This is a genomic window from Vibrio comitans (assembly GCA_024346835.1).
GTDB lineage: Bacteria > Pseudomonadota > Gammaproteobacteria > Enterobacterales > Vibrionaceae > Vibrio > Vibrio comitans.
In genome coordinates this window covers 891,113-910,063 of record AP024866.1, presented here as the reverse complement: position 1 = coordinate 910,063, position 18,951 = coordinate 891,113, and the positions used below count along the sequence as shown (strand labels likewise).

General features: G+C 43.1%; 12 protein-coding genes, 1 tRNA gene and 1 pseudogene. 4 read left to right on the top strand and 10 right to left on the bottom strand.

Translation table 11 applies throughout. The features are described 5' to 3' along the window. Window positions 1-39: 39 nt before the first annotated feature. Both OCU46_RS04275 and OCU46_RS04270 read right to left on the bottom strand, forming a co-directional pair. Window positions 40-810 carry a SapC family protein gene (locus OCU46_RS04275; protein ID WP_141271017.1) on the bottom strand — a complete coding sequence of 257 codons (771 nt, stop codon included), beginning with the start codon at window positions 808-810 and terminating at the stop codon, window positions 40-42. Window positions 811-925: 115 nt separating this feature from the next. After that, entirely contained in the window at window positions 926-2,320 is a 1,395-nt protein-coding gene (locus OCU46_RS04270) for a TolC family outer membrane protein (RefSeq protein WP_208733534.1), read from the bottom strand. 623 nt (window positions 2,321-2,943) lie between these two features. Between OCU46_RS04270 and OCU46_RS04265 the strand changes: the two genes are divergently transcribed. Next, a complete protein-coding gene (locus OCU46_RS04265) occupies window positions 2,944-6,174 on the top strand; it encodes a glycoside hydrolase family 3 protein (RefSeq protein WP_371858838.1) in 3,231 nt (1,076 codons plus the stop codon). A gap of 263 nt (window positions 6,175-6,437) precedes the next feature. Beyond that, window positions 6,438-7,076, top strand: coding sequence for a CAP domain-containing protein (locus tag OCU46_RS04260; protein WP_141271015.1), 639 nt, complete (start codon window positions 6,438-6,440; stop codon window positions 7,074-7,076). Window positions 7,077-7,214: 138 nt separating this feature from the next. On the opposite strand, the gene OCU46_RS04255 is transcribed toward OCU46_RS04260, so the two are convergent. From OCU46_RS04255 to OCU46_RS04230, 6 genes are all read right to left on the bottom strand, one after another. Then, complete coding sequence (locus OCU46_RS04255) at window positions 7,215-8,480, bottom strand: sensor histidine kinase (protein ID WP_141271014.1); 1,266 nt, start codon at window positions 8,478-8,480, stop codon at window positions 7,215-7,217. Then, a complete protein-coding gene (locus tag OCU46_RS04250; RefSeq protein WP_141271097.1) occupies window positions 8,480-9,160 on the bottom strand; it encodes a response regulator transcription factor in 681 nt (226 codons plus the stop codon). The genes OCU46_RS04255 and OCU46_RS04250 overlap by 1 nt, the downstream gene beginning before the upstream one ends. 27 nt (window positions 9,161-9,187) lie before the next feature. Beyond that, complete coding sequence (locus OCU46_RS04245; RefSeq protein WP_141271013.1) at window positions 9,188-12,352, bottom strand: efflux RND transporter permease subunit; 3,165 nt, start codon at window positions 12,350-12,352, stop codon at window positions 9,188-9,190. A gap of 1 nt (window position 12,353) precedes the next feature. Beyond that, window positions 12,354-13,547, bottom strand: a complete 1,194-nt coding sequence (locus OCU46_RS04240) for an efflux RND transporter periplasmic adaptor subunit (protein ID WP_141271012.1) — start codon at window positions 13,545-13,547, stop codon at window positions 12,354-12,356. A gap of 2 nt (window positions 13,548-13,549) precedes the next feature. Next, a complete protein-coding gene (locus tag OCU46_RS04235) occupies window positions 13,550-14,923 on the bottom strand; it encodes a TolC family protein (RefSeq protein WP_141271011.1) in 1,374 nt (457 codons plus the stop codon). A 191-nt stretch (window positions 14,924-15,114) separates the two neighbouring features. Continuing rightward, a tRNA-Arg gene (locus OCU46_RS04230) sits at window positions 15,115-15,219 on the bottom strand. A 232-nt stretch (window positions 15,220-15,451) separates the two neighbouring features. On the opposite strand from OCU46_RS04230, the pseudogene OCU46_RS04225 reads away from it, so the two are divergent. Both OCU46_RS04225 and OCU46_RS04220 read left to right on the top strand, forming a co-directional pair. Next, window positions 15,452-15,622 (top strand): annotated as a pseudogene (locus OCU46_RS04225) (Arm DNA-binding domain-containing protein); the annotation flags it as partial. A 240-nt stretch (window positions 15,623-15,862) separates the two neighbouring features. Then, entirely contained in the window at window positions 15,863-16,642 is a 780-nt protein-coding gene (locus OCU46_RS04220) for a site-specific integrase (RefSeq protein ID WP_280176834.1), read from the top strand. 386 nt (window positions 16,643-17,028) lie between these two features. On the opposite strand, the gene OCU46_RS04215 is transcribed toward OCU46_RS04220, so the two are convergent. Next, the gene (locus OCU46_RS04215; protein ID WP_141271009.1) at window positions 17,029-18,330 is read right to left on the bottom strand and encodes a YhfT family protein; all 1,302 of its coding nucleotides are present in this window, start codon (window positions 18,328-18,330) and stop codon (window positions 17,029-17,031) included. 9 nt (window positions 18,331-18,339) lie between these two features. Beyond that, a complete protein-coding gene (locus OCU46_RS04210; RefSeq protein ID WP_141271008.1) occupies window positions 18,340-18,699 on the bottom strand; it encodes a DUF2620 domain-containing protein in 360 nt (119 codons plus the stop codon). Window positions 18,700-18,951 lie beyond the last annotated feature (252 nt).

The window sequence follows — 18,951 nt, the reverse complement described above, 5'->3', positions numbered from 1 at the left end:
TCAATAACTGCATTGGCGTGCAATGCAGTCCATTCACTGTTAGTGAATTTCAGCGCTGTCTTCAGGCTCATCACTAACGTTTTGTTCTGAAGTCGCACCGCTGTTTTGCAACATCTTGTTTAGGTTACGAAGCGAATGCAGATGTAAGTAGATCAATTCAAGGCCATCAGAAGCAAACAGTTGAGATAGGTCTTCTTGCTTGATAGCTTTAAGTTTCTCTTTATTGATGACTTTAAAGCCTGTTAGCGTTCGTTCCTCGCCGCTTGGCAATGTGAACTTAGCACCCATATCTTCAAACAGATCCAGCTCAACTAATTTGCTGCAAAAGGCTTGGGTTCTTTGATAGTGATTTTGGTAATCCTGTAAAAACTCCAATACCTTGGATAGATACTGAGTCTGCTCGCCGTCACCATCAAACAGGCGCTCACCGCGGTTTTCCTTATTGCAACCTGAATACGACTCATCAAGACACAACGTCAGCGTTTTGCCTTCATCTGTGCTCGCAAACACAAACGGATAACGACGAACAAAGGCAGGAATGTACTTCGCTACCCATTGGCCTTGATCGTTTACATATAAATTTTCATCTTGCTTAATGCCCATAACGACAACCGGTAAAAGTTGCTCGCCTTCTCCTGCGAAGACGATTGAATAGTCTTGTGCCGCATGAGGAAACTCGGCTGCCATCAACGGCACTGAATTCACTTTCTTCGCAAAATCGTAATTATTTTCTGCCTTGATTGACCAATCTAAATGGCGCTTCTTGTTAACCGCTTCTACTTGTCCATAAATTAATAATTGAGTAGCCACATCGAACTCCTTTTCATCCATAAAATACTTCTAGCTCTAGGGCGCTGTTATTCAGTTGGTTAACACCCCAAAGTAAAATCATGTCAAAGCTTCAACTTCTTGAGTTGGCCTCGAACTAGTACAACACCAACCTAGACAGCTCTAGGTCTTCATCAAGAACACTTAAATCGGTGGATACCTCTTTTCCCTGTAACGCATTGTTGATTTGCTGCAAGTCGAACTCAGTAAGCGTTCCTACAGCCCTTTTTAACCGCAAGTTGTTGTATAAATAGTCGTATCGCGCTGCTGAGTATTCAGTTTGCGCAATGAACAAATCTCGCACTGCATCTAAAACAGTGATACTGGTTACAACACCAGATTCATAAGATTGTTGCTTAAACTCGACCGCTGAAGTGTAGGCTTCCACTGATTTCTGAAGCGCTTGAACCGTACTAATAGCACTAGTCACACCCGTAAAGGCAGCACGGGTTTCGCGTGAGGTTTGACGCCAAGTCTGCTCAAGTTCATCTCGAGATTTGTTGTACATGTTTTCTTTTTCACGAACCCTTGAAGACACTGAGCCACCAGCATAGATAGGAACAGATAACACCACAGCGACATCAGCACTTTCCACTTCACTGCCGCCACCAAATAGTGATCCGTCAGTGTCAGAAATATTATAAGACGCGACTAAATCCAGTGATGGATAATGACCACCCTGTTGCATGCGAATATCTTCACGCGCTGCTTCCATTGCGCTCTGCTTGGCTAGGATAAGTGGGTTGTTCTGTTGCGCCTCACTAATCCAATTGTCCACTTGAAATGGATCAGGCTTAACCAGGGCCAACTCTTCACCCAGTGTTGCCATAGAAGCTGGTACTTGTCCTGTTAATTCATAAAGCCCCTGTAAAGAGTCTCTTAATGAATTTCCAATTTCGATTTGACGCGCTTGCGCTTGAAGCAATCTTGCCTCAGCTTCAATAACGTCCGTCTTTCTTGCCAGACCATTGCTCGCTTGAGATTGGACGCGCTCAAAATGTTTCTCTAAAGACTTCACCTCAGCATCGATGCCAAGATAAGTATCTCGCTTTTTAAGTACCGTAAAGTAAGCTCTGGCAACACGAAGCATCAATTCTTGACGAACATCTTCAAGCTCCGCAGCCACACGCTTCACATCTTCCTCTGCTTGAGAAAATGAAGCCCAGTTGCTGAAGCTATAAATAGATTGAGTTAAAGAAAGGTTTAATTCATTGGTGGGATAATCTGTAGAACCGACCCCGGCATACACGGGATTATCAGAATCTCTTATCTTTTGATAGGTTTGTGTGTGGCTAAGCTCAAGGTCTAACGTTGGCAATAGTACAGAACGAGCTTGCTCATACACTTCCTTGTCTGCGTTATATTGTGATATTCCCGCTCGATAGACTGGGTCATACTCAAGAGCCTGCTTGTAGACATCGAGTAAGTTTTCCGCATTCGCACTAGAGCCTAACGCCGCCAACACGATGCCGCTTAGGAGTTTCCTAATCATTAAATTCATCCCTGAATCTCAGCGGTCATATCCTTAAACCGCCTTTGCGTATTTCTGCAAACTCACTACATGAAAGTGTGTCGCTTCAAAGTTCTGTGTAAAGTATATGCAAGATTTACAAAATCGCTCAAACATGAATACATTTCATTAACTTTTTTATTTTCTCATTCTGAGCTTGTGATCTGACGCTCAAAATACCGGCATTACCCTTATTCTATAAGGGGTTATACCACCTTGCTCCTTCGTCAGTTATCCCTACTCACCAGTACGAAAAACGGTTAAACCCCACTCTAAAATCCTAGATAACCAAACGCTCACGCAGACTAGGTGCCTTGATACCTCACTTGCGACTGTTTTAGTGCCACATTAATGTAAGCGCTTACATAACTTAAAATGAATATCTTTGTCCAAAATCATGTTTTGACAAACTCTGTCATTTGAACTTTCATTTTTCCATCTCTCTCACATTTAAAAATAATCATACAAGTCAATGACTTACAAGTTGAGTTGACGCACATTTATACAACAAGAATCACTTTAACATCATATATAGAGCGTATGAATGTTACCCCCGCATCGCTATGTTCTACGGATATTATTTAACTCAATGACGAGAACCAATAATGAAAACAAAAATAAACCTTCTTTCCAGCATAATTTCGGCCACATTAGTCTTAGGTTGTTCTTCTTTGGGCGCAAAAGAAAGCGCTTTCACAATTCCCCACTTTGATGAATGGCCCCAAGTAGACAGTGCTGTTAAAGCAAACCCTGGCATAGAAAATCGAGTTCAAAAAATTCTGGCAAAAATGACGCTAGAAGAAAAAGTGGGACAAATGGTTCAGCCAGACCTTCGTGAAGTCACCCCAGAAGAAGCAAAAGAATACAAACTGGGTTCCTTGCTAAATGGTGGTGGGGGTTGGCCTAACGACGACAAATACGCTACGGCTGAAGACTGGGCAAAAAAATCAGATAAATACTGGTTAGCCTTAAAAGAGGCTTATGCCGACCGCGGCTTTGATATCCCTTTCATCTGGGCAACCGATGCCGTGCATGGTCACAACAACGTTTTCAAAGCAACCGTCTTCCCTCATAACATAGGCCTAGGTGCAGCAAGAAACCCTGATCTTATTGAAGAAATTGGACACGCAACAGCAAAAGAAATCGTCGCCACTGGCCTTGATTGGACCTTTGCACCAACTGTTGCATCTCCGCGAGATTATCGCTGGGGACGCGTTTATGAAGGTTACTCAGAGGATCCGGAGATCATCTATGCCTATGCAGGTCGTATGGTTACCGGTTTACAAGGTGGCAAAAACGGAATCAAGACAGACAGTCATGTCATCTCTAATGTGAAACACTGGGTTGGTGACGGTGGCACCCTAGATGGGGTCGACCGCGGTGAAAATCATTACAGCGAAGAGTACCTAAGAAACATTCATGCTACTGGTTATTTCTCAGGTCTAAACGCAGGAGCTCAAGTAGTCATGAGTTCATTTAACTCATGGCACGACCCGGCTAACTATGATCAAACTGGCACCGGCGAATACAACTATAAAATCCACGGCAGCAAATACCTTCTTAATGACGTACTGAAAGATAAGATGGGCTTTGATGGCATCATAGTCACTGACTGGAATGGCCAAGGTGAAATCAACGGCTGTACTGCGTCAAACTGCCCAGAGGCAGTAAATGCAGGCAATGACGTATTCATGGTCACCGCTCGTAGTGACTGGCAGGGTTTTTATCATAACGTTATCCAACAAGTGAAAGATGGCGTTATTCCAATGGAACGTATTGATGACGCGGTTACTCGAATCCTACGTGTGAAGATGCGAGCTCATCTTTGGGAAAAACCTCAACCGTCACTGCGTACCTTCGCCGGTAACTCGGATATCTTAGGTGCTGATGAACACCGTGCTTTGGCAAGAGAAGCCGTTAGCCAGTCGCTAGTTCTTCTAAAGAACAAAGAAAACATTTTGCCACTGTCAACCAACCAGAAATATTTGGTTTTAGGTAGTGCTGCAAATGATATCCAAAAGCAAACGGGTGGATGGTCGCTTACTTGGCAAGGGACTGAAAATGAAATTGAGCGAGATTTCCCTGGCGCTCAAACTATGTTAATGGCAATGCAAGAGCTTCTTGGTGAAGAAAATGTCATTACTGATATTAATCAAGCTGACGAAAACACCACAGCGATTGTTGTATTTGGTGAGGACCCATATGCAGAAATGTTTGGTGATATTAAGCGAAACCAAACACTCGAATACGCAACGCTGAAATCTAAGTATGGCGCTGATCTAGAACTACTTCGCCAGCTAGAAGAAAGCGGTAACCCTATTGTTTCCGTGTTCTATTCTGGACGTCCGTTGTATGTAAATGAAGAAATTAGTCACTCAGATGCGTTCGTAGCTGCATGGCTTCCTGGCACTGAAGCGGGCGGGATCACTGATGTTCTGTTTGCTCAAGATAATAAGGGCTTTACTGGCTCATTATCTTACTCATGGCCGAACCTAAAATGTTCAACCACAATCAACCGTCATGCTCCAAACATTGAAGATTATGTGACACCTGAAACTGAGCAAGATATTGAGGGTGAACACAAGCCGTTGTTCCCGTATGGCTATGGCTTAACTTATGGTAGCAATAATGATCAAGACTTAGACAATCTGCCCCTTGACCCACGAGAGTTCGGCTGCGGGCAAGATAAACCTGATGACGGTATCGCAACAGAGCCTCTAGAAATTTTCGGTCGATCTAGCTCTGGTGAGTTTGTTGCTAGAATGTCTGGTGACAATACGGGTTGGGCTGGAGTTGAGGTGTCTAATGGCAACGATACATCTATAGGCAACCTAACCACTAAGCCTATTAACTACCTACATCAACAAGACGCACTGAACGTTACCTTCACTGGAGACGGAGCCCGTCAGCTATACATGCAAACTTTTGATGAACAAGGCGAAGATAGAAACTCTTATCTAAACGCAGACGCTACATTGCAGTTTGATATCGACGTGAAAAAAGAAGTGCCTGATAACTTCATTTTGTCAATGCACTGTGAGTGGCCTTGTTTTGGTGAAGTCGAGGTGGGTAAAGTCCTACCTAAGCCACTAGAAGATCCAACCCAAAGCAATTGGCAAACCATCAAGATACCTTTGCAGTGTCTCGCAGACGAGGGAATGAGCTTCCCTATGCTAAATACTGCATTCTTGCTCTACTCGGATTCATCGCAAGAATTTGAGTTTAACCTTGGTGAAATACGTTATGTGCCACGCTCTATCGATGCCGCAGAAGATGCAATCTCCTGTGAGGAAATTGCTGGTGAAGTTCTTCCACCGCTTGATCAAGATATGGTGGATGTGAGTGCTCTTTGGCCAAACCTAAGTGACTACAAAGTCAACACAGACACTTGGCAAGGCATTGAGGGTCACGTGACCTATCAGAGATTATCTAACGGTGAACTGAACGTGGCCTATGAAGCAACAAGCCCAGAAAGCTACAAAGGCATTGTGTTCGTCAATGGTGATTCTCAAAATCTAGAGAACTATCTAGAGGGAGAACTAAAGTTTGAACTTTACGTTGAAAACTACGGTACTCCAGCCAACGACGGTGAGAACGCCACACAAGGCCTTGTTATCAAGATGGAGTCACCTGAAGGCCCTGGAGACGACCTACTGTTGCCTCGCGCTGAATACGGGGTGGGAACATGGCATACGGTCTCAGTGCCTATGTCAGCACTCAATACTGGGAGTCTTAATATTCAGAACGTAAATACGCCACTGGCTATTCTTCCTTCATGGAATGCCAGCCAAGCGGGCTTTACTTTCAAGGTGAGAAATATCGAACTGATTAAATAAGCTCAACTAAAAGTCGACATTAACCTCAAAGGTCAGGCCTGTTTTAGGCTTGACCTTTTGTTATTTTACTGAGCAAAAAACCGCCAATAGATAATAACCATCTAAATCAACAGGCTACAGTTTGAGCAGTTTTTGCTATGTCAAAACAACGTAAGAATCACGATTCATATATTGATGAGCGTTGTGATTACTTCGTATAGTGCCCGAGGTGAGCAATTTTTAATCATTAGTACAGGTGCTGTACAAGGTAGTTAGGTACAACAATGCGATATACACCCATCATTCTTTTATCCTCTCTTTTGCTAGGCTGCGGTTCTGGCTCTAGCTCTGAATCGAGTTCCATTTCAGAGCCTACGATTCCAAGCACTAATCCGGGATCTGATGAAAACACCTTGCCGGACAATGGCAATGAAGGTGGAGAATCAGACCCTGTTAATGATAGTGATAGTGATAGTGATAGTGATAGTGATGATACCCCATCCAATGACTTTGCAACCATGATGCTAAACGCGGTCAACGAAGCCCGCTCAACAGAGCAAAATTGTGGTGGAGCGATAATGCCGGCAGTACCAGAATTAAAATGGAACTACGATTTAGAAGAGGCGGCTTTTCGACATTCCGGTGATATGGCCAATGCCGACTTCATGGATCATACGGGCTCTGATGGCAGTACTCCCGCCGAACGCGTTGCTGATACAGGTTATTCCGCCAACGCATGGGCGGAAAACGTCGCTGCGGGCCAACAAACTATCGACGATGTGATGAGTTCATGGATGAGCAGTGCTGGTCACTGTCAAAATATCATGAGCGAAAGTATTACAGAAATGGGTGCCAGTGCAGTAGAGAATCCTGATACTCGATACGGCATTTATTGGACACAGGTTTTTGCCAACGCCTGGTAAAGAGGCTGACTTGCGTTTAATCACACCACTTGCCAACAGCGCCCTATACTCAAATTGGGGCGCTGGTATCTATAGAGTATTAGTCGCAACAATAGTCACTAGTTGCGGAATCATCAAAATATAGACCAGTACTGTTAATTAATCTGATTCATTCACAAAGTGGATCTCGACCCTGCGGCCATTCTCTAATGGTTCATTTTGATAGAACCAACCGCATTGTTTTACCAGTCTATCGGTCAGTTCTAGCCCCAAACCAAAACCCAAATCAATTTGATTTGTCGCATCACTTTCGTTGGTATTGGTGATAATAAGGCGATGTGCATTCTGCTCAATAACGACGTTACCGTCATAAGTATGTTGAAAAGCATTTCGAATCAAATTTGAAATCACAATTCGCCCTAACCCCTTCGGAATATCAAGCACCGTTGTGTCACGGCTGAGCTCTACTTGGACCGTTTTTCCTTCTAGCAAATAACGCAGCTCTGACTGAATTTGCTCCACTAAATCACCGAACACAATCGACTCTGCAAGTAGCGCCTTGCTTTCCTGTCGATTGAGCCAAAGCAATGTTTCTGTGAGATCAGTCATCGTAAATGACGCTCTGTGAATTCGGTTCAATACCTCTAATTGCTTCTCAGACTTGATGCCTCGTTCAATCATCTTTTGTAGTAATTCGGTATTACTGCGTGTTACTGCAATTGGTGTTCGCAACTCATGACTGGCATACCCTAGAAATCGTTCTTCACGAGCCAAACTCTCTTGAACAGAACTTAAGCTCGATTGAATAATCTCAGCCAATGTATTTAATTCAATGTAATTAAAATCTGGTGCTGGCTCACCGAGTTGCTTTTTGTCCAATTGTTTAGCCCAGTCACGCAGCCGATGCACAGGCAAAGAAACACGACGAATCAAGATGGCCAGTACCGCACCAAATAAAATCATCGCGCCTAAACCGATAAACAATATGTAGCGAAATTGCGGGGAATGGTCAGTTTTAAAATCTTCAGATTGCAGTTCATTGTATTCAGTCGAAACAAAACGCACCTTTCCACCATGACTTAGCTTAACGACAAAGCGGGCTCTTTTTGGACGTTGAAGAAGAGGTATGCCATCTAATTGCTTTTCTAACTGACCAATTTCCAGCTCGTTACGGTCAAAACTATTGCGAATACTTTCGGGAAGATCTTGCCAACGAGTCGCTATAGTCATGTCGTGCAGTTTAACAGGCTGACCGTCGGAGACTTCTACTTCATAAGCCTTTGAGCGCATGTTTCCTATGGTTGCGGTATCTAGCCCATAGAAAAAATAACTTATTGCCAAACCAGACATTCCAAGCACAACCACTGCGCCCGAAAGTAACATCGCAGCAACTACGTAAAGCCTAAGACTGGTTCGGATTTTCATTATTCGTTCTCTAGTCTGAGGGCAAAGCCCTGCCCTGCAATTGTATGAATTAGCTTATTCGTGGATTCGCTATCAACGGCCTTTCGAAGGTTAAATATGTGCACCTTCAAGCTATTACTATCTGGTTGCTCATCTCCCCAGACTATCTGCATAAGCTTGTCCCTTTTTATGACATTGGGAGCATGGCGCATTAGTGCTGTAAGAATCTTGAACCCCGTAGGCGACAGTTTCAGTTTCATGCCTGAGCGTGTAGCGGTTTCAGCTTTGACATCTAATTCCAAATCATCAAACTTGAGCCGATTCACTTCACCGCTTCGGCGACGTGAGAGCACCTTAATGCGAACCATGAGCTCTTCTAAGGCAAAAGGCTTCACGAGATAGTCATCAGCGCCACTCGAAAACCCTTGCAGTTTATCATCGAGCCTATCTCTTGCCGTCAGCATCAATATCGGAACATCGAACCCCTGCTCACGAAGGTGAGCACACACCTCTAAGCCGTCCATTTTTGGTAAATTTAGGTCCAAAATAACTGCGTCATAGTCGTTTTCTTTGATTAAATTCAAACCTAGCAAACCGTTGGCGGCATGATCACATGACATGGATTCCAGTTCGAAATAATCCACAACGGCCGTGGCAATACCCAAGTCATCTTCAACTAAAAGAAGCTGAATGTTTTCCATGCTCATATCTATTCCGTGTCCTATCTACTAATTAGTGGCATCAATAACTGTGGGTCTACCTGAACCCATTACCTTTTGCTTTATCTTTGAAAATCCATTGTGCGCATCAATTTGGATGAGCAAAAGTGAAGGGGTTAGCACAAGCGTAATAACAGTGGCGAATAAAATGCCATAACCCAATGCCGCCGCCGCGGGGATAAGGAATTGTGCTTGTAGCGATGTCTCACTCAACAAAGGCGCTAAGCCAGCAAAAGTGGTTACCGAGGTCAGTAGAACCGCCCGTAAACGTCCACTACACGCTTCTGTTATCGCAGCACGTACAGAAACTTTCTCTTCTCGCACTAGTTGGTTGAACTTGGAGACCAATAACAAACTGTCATTCACTACTACCCCACTCAAAGCCAGTATACCGTTTAAAGATAGAATACTAATGGTTAGATCATTCCACCAATGCCCCAGTATTGCGCCCACAATCCCAAATGGAATAGCCGTCATAATAATTAAAGGTTGCACGTACGACTTCAACGGAATCGCCAAAAGACTAAAAATAAGAACTAGAGCCAGCACAAAGGTCTCTTCCATCGAATCTGTGGATTCTTTTTGTTGCTCCGCTTCCCCTGTAAAATCAAACTTCATTGTAGGATTATTAGCCTGCAGATCCTTCACTACGGTCGATTGCATCAAGCGGACTAGCTCGCCCGATGAAATAATGTCTTTATCAACCACAGCCGTCAAAAACACCGCTTGTTTGTTGTCAATTCGAGTGATTTCTGCCGGTTGATAGTCCGAATATACTTTTGCAACTGCACTTAGAGGTAGGACAGTTCCATCGCTGGTGCGCACATTCGACTGTTGAATATCCGCTAAAGTTTGACGGTCCTCTTCAGGATAGCGAACACGTACAGTGACTTCATCAGTACCTCGTTGAAAACGCTGAACAATATCACCACCAAAAGATTGCAGAACTTGCTTGGACAAACTTGCCGTGTCCATACCCAGCGCACGACCCTGCTCTGTTAATTCAAAACGATATTGAGGTTCACCAAGATCTAAGTTGTCATCAATGCCACTGACACCCTCAATTTGAGACAGCTTATCTTTAAACTCTTTACCTGCGGCAAATAAAGCAGTGTCATCATTACCCTTTATCTCGACCTTAAAGTTATCAACCATCTCTCGCTTGGCCAGTACTTTTAGCTTTTTGACACCTTCCAATCCCTCAGACAGTTGTAACCACTGATCAGCAAATTCAGCCGCAGAATAAGAAGCATCACCGTCTAGCTCAATTTTTACTTCGCCTGATTTATCATCCTCAGCAAGCACTTGGATACTTGAAATATAGGTTGAGGTATCACTACCATCTTCTTGGTTTCGCAACTGTTGATCGACCTTGATAGCATTCGCTTCAAGCACCATAAGGTTCTGTTCAGTTCGACCAAAGCTACTGTCGTTGTACATGCTAATTTCAGCTTTCACGGTATCTCCAGCAATCTCAGGAAAGAATGCCACACGAACCCCGCCAGTAAATGGCATACCCACAACCAAAATAAACAAGGCGATAAAGCTTAAAACCACGGCATAGCGAAAATTGAGTGCCTGCTCTATCACTCGTTTATAGATGCGCTGATTAAACCATTCCAGTGCCATATCCGCACCTTGCTGAACATGCCCCCAAATACCCTTTTTCTTGCGTGGCTGTGTATTCACATGCGCCAAGTGAGCAGGAAGAATCAATTTAGATTCGACAAGGGATAGTAATAAGCAGATGGTCACGACAGAAGCAAACTGCGCGTATATTTGCCCCATTTTCCCATCAATCGCAGCAATGGATAAAAACGCCACTACCGTCGTGAGCACACCAAACACAGTCGGGCTAGCCACCTTCAACGTGCCTAAAATCGTACTTTGAATATTGTCTCCGTGTTTACGCCTTGTAGAGTAAACGCTCTCTCCAATCACCACCGCATCATCAACTACAATACCGAGTGCCATAATGAAGCCAAATGTGGTCATTTCATTGATGGTTAAGCCTGTGAACGTGTCTGTCATAAAGAACAGTGTTCCACAAAATACGAATGGCAAACTAGCCGCTACCCAAAACGCCACCTGAATATTCAAGAATACGGCCAATACAATAAAGACTAACGCGATACCTGTTAATGCATTCTGTGTCAGCAATGAAAGACGCTCTGTAATTAGCGTACTCGAATCGTACCAAGACTCTATCTCTACATTCTCAGGCAAAATGTTGTTACTTTTCCACTGCTCAACAACTTGCTTTGCTTGTTCCACAATGCTGACCACATCACCGTATTCATCCATAACAATCTGGATACCCATGGCGTTGTGTTCGTTGTAGCGTGAGAGACTAAATGTATCTTCTTCAAAGGTATCGCTGACTGTTGCAATATCACCTAACGTAATTTGGCTACCATTGGCATTGGTCAATACAGGAATCGCTCTGAAGTCTTCGACTTCGTACGCCTGCTCTGCGACTTTGAGCCGTACCGTTTTTTCACCATTGCGCAAACTGGTGGCAATGCTGGTAGAAGATTCTGCATTGATGGCTTCCGAGACATCCGTGAGAGTCAAACCGTATGCTTGCAACGCACTTTCATTCACCTCTATGGATACCATAGGGTCAACTTTGGCTTTAATTTCTAAATCTCTAATTGCACTCTGACTTAACAGATCAGATTTAAGTTCATTTGCCAGAGATTGCAGAGTTGCCCTATCAGCATCACCATAAAGCTGTATCCAAAGTGCATGGTCTTGCATTCTCGCCTTATCAATCACCGGATTTTCAGCTTCTGAAGGCAGGTTATTGATAGCGTCAACTTTCGTTTTCACATCGCTGAGCAAGGTATCAAGGCTATAGTTAGTTTCTTTTTCAATCGAGACATTTGCCCCTGTCGCACTGGATGTCGAGGTGATACGTTTAATGCCAGAAACAGTTTCCAATGCTTCTTCAATCTTAATCGCAATGCCTTCTTCGGCCTGAATTGGGTCACCACTGTCATAAACAACGGATACCGTTACAACATCAGGCTCCAAACTTGGAAAGGCTTCTTTACGTAGTGAGTTCATTGAAAACAAACCCACCAAGACCATTCCCACCATCAAAAGGTTGGCAGCCACTGGATTACTAGCAAACCAAGCGATAATCCCTCGCTGTTGAGAAACTTGGCTCATTTTATCCTTCCTCACTCGGATTGACCTTCATACCTTCTTGGAAACTGCTTAGGGGATGCATTACCACTAGCGCTTCGTTTGTATCAAATGCAGGAGCCACATAGACCTTGTCATTGCGCTCAAATTGCTTAGAAGCCGTTTCTTTATGTAGTAGTCCACTATCATCTACCGTCCAAATATCCCCTTGCTGAGATATCGCTGAGGCAGGAAGTTCCCATAGATCATTCACTTGAGTACCTGAAAGTGTGGCTTTTACAAATGTTCCTGGGTACAAAGGCGAGTCTTGTTCTAGTGGGTAGTCAACCGCAACGATAACGGAGCGTTGGCGGGTGCTTTGTTCAACGTGCTGCAAAGTTCTCTCGACATGAGCCACCCATTGATTTTCACCATAACTGTCAGTCACGGTGACTTGCCAATCTTCAAACGTGCTTGAGTTGGGTAGATTGTTCCATTGCTGCTCAGAAAGAGGTAACTCAATTTCCACACGGTCGACACTGTAGAGCGTCGCCACCGATTGGCCGACTGCAACATAGCTTCCAGGCTGTATATCTCGTGAGATAATCAAGGCATCAAAAGGAGCACGTACCACCGTGTCATCAAGATCTTGCTGTGCTTTATCTAGAGCCGCCTTCGCGTTAGCTAAATCAGCTCGCGCACTGGCCAATTGTGGCTCCCGTAAAACCAAAGGCGAACTCGGCTCCCCTTCAATACCTGAGCGCTTCCATTCAGATTTTGCTTGTTCACCCTCGCGTTGCTCCTCTAAGAACGCCAGCTGAGCCGAAGTGACATCAGCTTTGGCCTGTGCTAGCGCTTGTTGATAAGCAGTATCGTCCATCTTGGCGAGCATTGTGCCTTTCTTAACGATCATGCCGGTTTCGAACTCACTGGTTAACAATTCAATGCGACCTGCAACCTCCGTAGCGAGTTCAAGTTCAAAGCGTGGCTTTGTTTCGCCATAACCGACCACTTGTGCTTGATAGTTATCTGTTTTAGCTTTCAAAACAGCGACTTGAGATAAGGATGTGATTGTTAAATCCTGTTCTATTTTCGTTGGCGCTGTAGGAGGTTGCACAGTCTTAGGTTGACCCGCTTGTGCCATTTGACTTCCGTTATAAGAAGCAACGGCGAAGATTGAACCTGCAGCGGCAAGAGTAATAGCAATGGTGGTGGCGTTTTTCTTAAGATTAATCTTCATGTTTAAATTCCCAAGCCCAATGCTAGGCCTAAATCAACTCGGTTTAGTAGTCTTTGATAAGTGGTGCTCGCCAGTTGTGCTTGTATGTCGTAAGACTGTTGTTGAACAGTCAATAAGTCCAAGATATCGACTAACCCCTGACGGTATTTTTCTTCATAGCTCACGATGCTTCGCTGAGAACTCGCAAGTGCTTCAACAAGGTGCGTTTGTTGTTGCTCCAGTGCAGATTCTTGTCCGACGGTATTTTCAACTTCGTTCACCGCAGACAATAGTGTTTCTTGGTATGTCCAATAGGCTTGTTCTGTAGTGAGCTCTGCTAGTTCAGCTTGAGATTTAAGCATTCCACCTTGGAACAAAGGTGCTGAGATACTGCCTAAAATACTCCATAGCGGGTCACTAAATAACGCTTCGCTCGGTGACTCCGCCAGATCGGTCAAACTTGCCGTTAAACTAAAGGAAGGTAACATTGCTTTATAAGCGGCATCGGTTCTAAACGCTTCTGCTTCAATGTTAAAAAAGGCTTGCTGTAAATCGGGACGACCAGCCAACGTTTGCTCAGACAAAGAATCCAGTGGGCTCAACACTTCAGGAAATTCAAGGGCGACCTGTGGCGTATTGGTTTCAGCTCCCCACTGCCCTGTTAGTAAGATCAAGCTACGTTCACTTTGGGCCACTGTTTCTTGGTATTCTGCGACCGTTGCTCGTGTCGAGGCTGTACTGGTTTTTGCGCTGTCTAACTCTTCTAAGCTTCCCAGCCCAACTTGATAGCGTTCTAGTACTAAAACTTCGTTATTTTCTAAAATATCTAGGCGCTGTTGCTCAATACTCAGCAACTGCTTATTCACGCTAATTTCAAGCCAAGCTCGAATAATGTTGGCGGCCAACAGATCTTTTGTTGCCTGAAGCTCCGCCTCAGAACTCGCAATATCTTTGGCGGCTGCTGCGCTGCTATCCGCCAGTTTTTGCCATAGATCAAGCTCCCAGGTGACAGTAACGTCGGCCTGGTACACATCTTCATTTTCGTCAGACACTTCGCCACTAAAACCGGCACTTACAGAAGGCAATTGGTCGGCAGATGTTACACCGTGTTCAGCATAGGCAATTTGCAGCGCTATGATGCTCTGTTGCAAGCTAGGGTTATTAGCCAATGCAGAGTCGAGATAAGGTTTTAATTCAGGTACATCGACCAAATCGGTCAATAAAGATGTGTTGTTTGGTTGTTGAGCAGTGGAAGGCTGAATCCCCTTTGCGTCGAGAAGCTCAGTTAAATACCGCTCGCTTTTCTTGGTTGCTTCATTGGCATAATCAACCTCACTATTCGATGCACACCCAGCAACAATCACCAGAGCCAAAGAAAGGATCACTTGTCGAAACATTGATACGATCTCTCATTACTTATTAATTGAGAGCAATTTAACAATGAAGCGGTTAATGGAGGGTTAACGTCATAGGTATTTAAGTAGTTCAACTAATACAGCTGGTGACGCCAACTCTGTAATGTCTAAGTAGTTTCGACAAAAACGAAAAAGGCCTGACAACTTAAAAAGTCGTCAGGCCTTATAGAATATGGCACGCCCTGTAGGATTCGAACCTACGACCACATCCTTAGAAGGGATAGATATGCTCAAGTTCACATTATTTCATATTTTCCCAAATTAATTATTAACAACGCAAATTCAACAACTTACATCAAATAATCACAAGCTATAATATTTCATATCATTTCTTTGCATTTCAACAAGCACCACCTTAACTAGACTAAAAACTTGACTATGGATATAGGTCAAATTAGCCTGATATTAACTACTTGAGGGGTATACGATATGTTAACAGTCAAAGCTATTGAATCTCTAAAATAGAAGAAAAACCCCTACTACGTTTCAGACGATAGTAAAACTCGGAGAAAAGGACGCCTTGTTGTTCAAGTGCTTCCTAGTAGTACCAAAACTTTTAAGTTTCGATACTTTGAAGATTCAAAACCAGTGTTCATCAAAATTGGTGACTTTCCCTCCGTTTCACTTTCTGAAGCGCGAGAGATATCGTCCACCTACACCAAGTTACTTGAACAAGGACTAAAACCCAAACAGGTATTGCTTGAGCAAGAGAAAGACAGAATTAATCAAGAAGTTAAGAACAATAGCCTTGGGACATTAGAACAACTCTTGCATGCTCATGCAAAATACAAGAAGAAGAACGGTAAGCGTAACTGTCAGGTTGATCTTGAATCTGTTGAAAAAGGCATATACACATTCTTGAGTCCTAACAAAAAAGCATGTGAAATAACACCGAGAGACCTTATCCCCTACCTCGCCGAAATGATTAACAGAGGCGCAGCAACTAAGGCGAATAAAGTTAGATCTATTTCACATTCAGCCTTTAACTTTGGTATTAAATATGACAATGACCCAGCGAATTATTCTCCAGACTTTACTAGTCTATTCAATTTAACATCCAATCCAGTTAGTGCTATACCCAAACAAACTGATGCAGATAGAGTAGGGAAAAACTATCTAAACTTGGAAGAACTAAAAACACTGCTTTATGACCTTAAATACGACTTTGATAATCTTAATCTAGACCAAACCACACGTGATATAATTTTTCTATGTTTTCACCTAGGTGGACAAAGACCATATGAAGTGGTCAATACCTTATGGACCGATATTAACTGGAAAACAAAAGTACTAATTGTTCGGCCTGAAATTTTTAAGACTAATAAGCCTCATGCTATCCCATTAACAAAGACTGCTATAGATATACTTCGTCGTCGAAAGAAATCATCAAAAAGTCCATATGTATTCCCGAAAAAAACGAATCTACAAGAGCCAACACCAACTAACACCATCGCTCAAGCAGTTAAGTACTATCGTGAATCTCATGAGATAAAACATTTTATCCCTAGAGATTTTCGACGCACATTCAAAACTCTCGGCGGTGAAATAGAGCTAACAAAAGAAATCCGAGATCGTATTCAAGGGCACTCATTTAATGATGTATCATCAAAGCATTACGACTTATATGAGTATATCAAAGAAAAGAGAGAAGCTTTAGAACAATGGGAAGCCGCTATTCAAATTGAATATTGTTCAGCTTAACTTTCTCAGTGATACCAAGTGTTAATCTCATGTTGGAGAGTAAGTCTAAAATCCCCTAGAACACACATCTGGACATTTCTGAGTTAGCTAGAAGCTAGCACTTATAGTTGCACGAGTCAGTATACGAGGCCGTTAAACTCAATAACATCAGAGCTCAGCATGCTAGCTTGATGATGTTTTTTGAACATCCCACCTCTGTATACATATGTTTCCATTTGTAACTTAAAGCCTAGTGTATAATCGCGTTGAGTACGCTTGATGTAGGATTTATTTGAAGTAGTCATAATTCGTCCTCAATGTGTAAACATATTTCAGGACGAGACATTCCTGAGAAAAGGCCATCTAATTATACAGATGGCCTTCCTTCAATTGCTATTTAGATCAAGTCAGATAGCGAACAAGCCAACTACATTCAGAATATTTAGAAGAATACCTGTGATTATCGCAGCAACAGCAGGGGCTGCGATTTTCAATACCGGCCTTCCCATCACTTCATTTAAAAAGAATAATACCGTAAATATTGTTAAACCCGTGGTGCTACCCATTTTCATGACCGCTAGAACACCACCAATCAACAGCGCAAACTCCATGAGAGTATTCATTGAATTTCGAATGTTGTCTGAAGCATTGCGGATCGATGGGAATTGCTCTAACACTTTACCAATACGACGAAGTAAGTAAATTTCCGCACAAATCACTACAGCTCCCAACAATCCAGCTACAACGAGATTAGGGGAGAGGTAGCCAACCACAAACACGAAGGTCATACCAACCACACCGTATACTCCAGTGGCTAATGCTGTTGTAGCGATTAGTGGAATGAAGCCCAATCCGCGCATAAACTCTGACAGTGCAACCTGTTGCATTGCTGCATTATGAGCTTCAGGGTCAGTAATTTTGTGTGCGTCTGCTAGCGCGTAAATTGAAACTTCTGAGCCAGCAAAAATTCCGCCTTGAGATACCATCGCAATCAATGCACCTGTAACTGCCAAAAATGGCAGGTGTTTAAACAAACGTTTTGTACGCTCTTCAAATAGACTGTGCATCCCCGACATATCAGGAGGTGTATTGCCTACTTTTCTATCCGCTAAATCTTTGTTAATAGCAAAGTAAACCAGCATCAGCATGCCTACAAAAATTTGAATAGACTCTGGATAGATACCTGTAAACTTAATGACGAGTAATCGAGAAATAATTACAATGAGACCAGCGACCGCACCAGACTTCCATCCAAATTGATAGAAAATTGCTAACAATGGGAATAGAGCAAATGCCGTCATAACTGGTGTACCAAGCTCACCTAACGCACCGAGAGCATCAATCGGTAAACTTGTTAATGCAGCGTTGACACCTGCCAACGATGTCATGACCAGAACACCCCACAATCCACCCGCTAACGCCGCAAGAATACGGCTTCCAATCATAACACCTAGGATATCAGTTGGTAAAAATAACAACCATGGATTTAATAAACCCGTTGATAACGTAAATGAGATACCAACAGATGCAACAAAACCGATAGATAGACCAAATGCAATTGAGCCCGCATCTCGGCGAGTCATATTGCCTTCAACCAATTGCGGTAGAACTGGCCGGATACCATCGTGGAAAACCGCCGCACTCATATTCGCGACAAGTGCAGTCATTGCACATAAAAGTGCCACTAAGCCAATATTAAAGAAATCCATCTTTCACTCCTACTGATTCGCAAGTTGACGAACTAATAGAGGGACTGCATGTTCAATATGCTCAATCGACAAACCAAACGCTACGTATCCTTTTTCTATAAATGCCGAAACTTCGCTCTCTTTTGCTTGGATTGATGGTTTAGCAATCGTACAACTTTTATTGAAACCAATTAAAGCGATAGCCATAGCAAGTGCACCGCCAGCGCCTGTATTGCAACTACCTATGAAATAGTCCATTTCTCCCGAATTAACCTTCATGGCAGCATCCATGTCTGATAAAATATGGCATTCGAATACACCAGGTACAGTCACTTCGATGTGGTCACGTACTTGTTCACGCTGAAGACCTGCAATTGCAATTTTTTTCATTTTTAATCCTTGTTATGTATTTATAAGTAAGATAGCACGAGCATATCTTCAAATATTTGATTATTTAAATTAAGTAGTTGGCTTTTATTTTGGAGCCGCATTAACCCCTGCTTAGAGGTGCATACTATTTATATTCAAAATATTGAATATTATAAAGGTTGTCATTTTTCCATACTAGCCTCAAGGTTAGATTATGTGATGCTATTCAGCTTTATTCTATATCCTTAGGTCAAAGGCGCTGTCATGAGAAAA

Bases quoted from the DNA above. Each gene is read 5' to 3' on its own strand.
- OCU46_RS04270 (WP_208733534.1), bottom strand. From the start codon at position 2,320: ATGATTAGGAAACTCCTAAGCGGCATCGTGTTGGCGGCGTTAGGCTCT.
- OCU46_RS04265 (WP_371858838.1), top strand. From the start codon at position 2,944: ATGAAAACAAAAATAAACCTTCTTTCCAGCATAATTTCGGCCACATTA.
- OCU46_RS04260 (WP_141271015.1), top strand. From the start codon at position 6,438: ATGCGATATACACCCATCATTCTTTTATCCTCTCTTTTGCTAGGCTGC.
- OCU46_RS04255 (WP_141271014.1), bottom strand. From the start codon at position 8,480: ATGAAAATCCGAACCAGTCTTAGGCTTTACGTAGTTGCTGCGATGTTA.
- OCU46_RS04250 (WP_141271097.1), bottom strand. From the start codon at position 9,160: ATGGAAAACATTCAGCTTCTTTTAGTTGAAGATGACTTGGGTATTGCC.
- OCU46_RS04245 (WP_141271013.1), bottom strand. From the start codon at position 12,352: ATGAGCCAAGTTTCTCAACAGCGAGGGATTATCGCTTGGTTTGCTAGT.
- OCU46_RS04240 (WP_141271012.1), bottom strand. From the start codon at position 13,547: ATGAAGATTAATCTTAAGAAAAACGCCACCACCATTGCTATTACTCTT.
- OCU46_RS04235 (WP_141271011.1), bottom strand. From the start codon at position 14,923: ATGTTTCGACAAGTGATCCTTTCTTTGGCTCTGGTGATTGTTGCTGGG.
- OCU46_RS04220 (WP_280176834.1), top strand. From the start codon at position 15,863: ATGATTAACAGAGGCGCAGCAACTAAGGCGAATAAAGTTAGATCTATT.
- OCU46_RS04215 (WP_141271009.1), bottom strand. From the start codon at position 18,330: ATGGATTTCTTTAATATTGGCTTAGTGGCACTTTTATGTGCAATGACT.
- OCU46_RS04210 (WP_141271008.1), bottom strand. From the start codon at position 18,699: ATGAAAAAAATTGCAATTGCAGGTCTTCAGCGTGAACAAGTACGTGAC.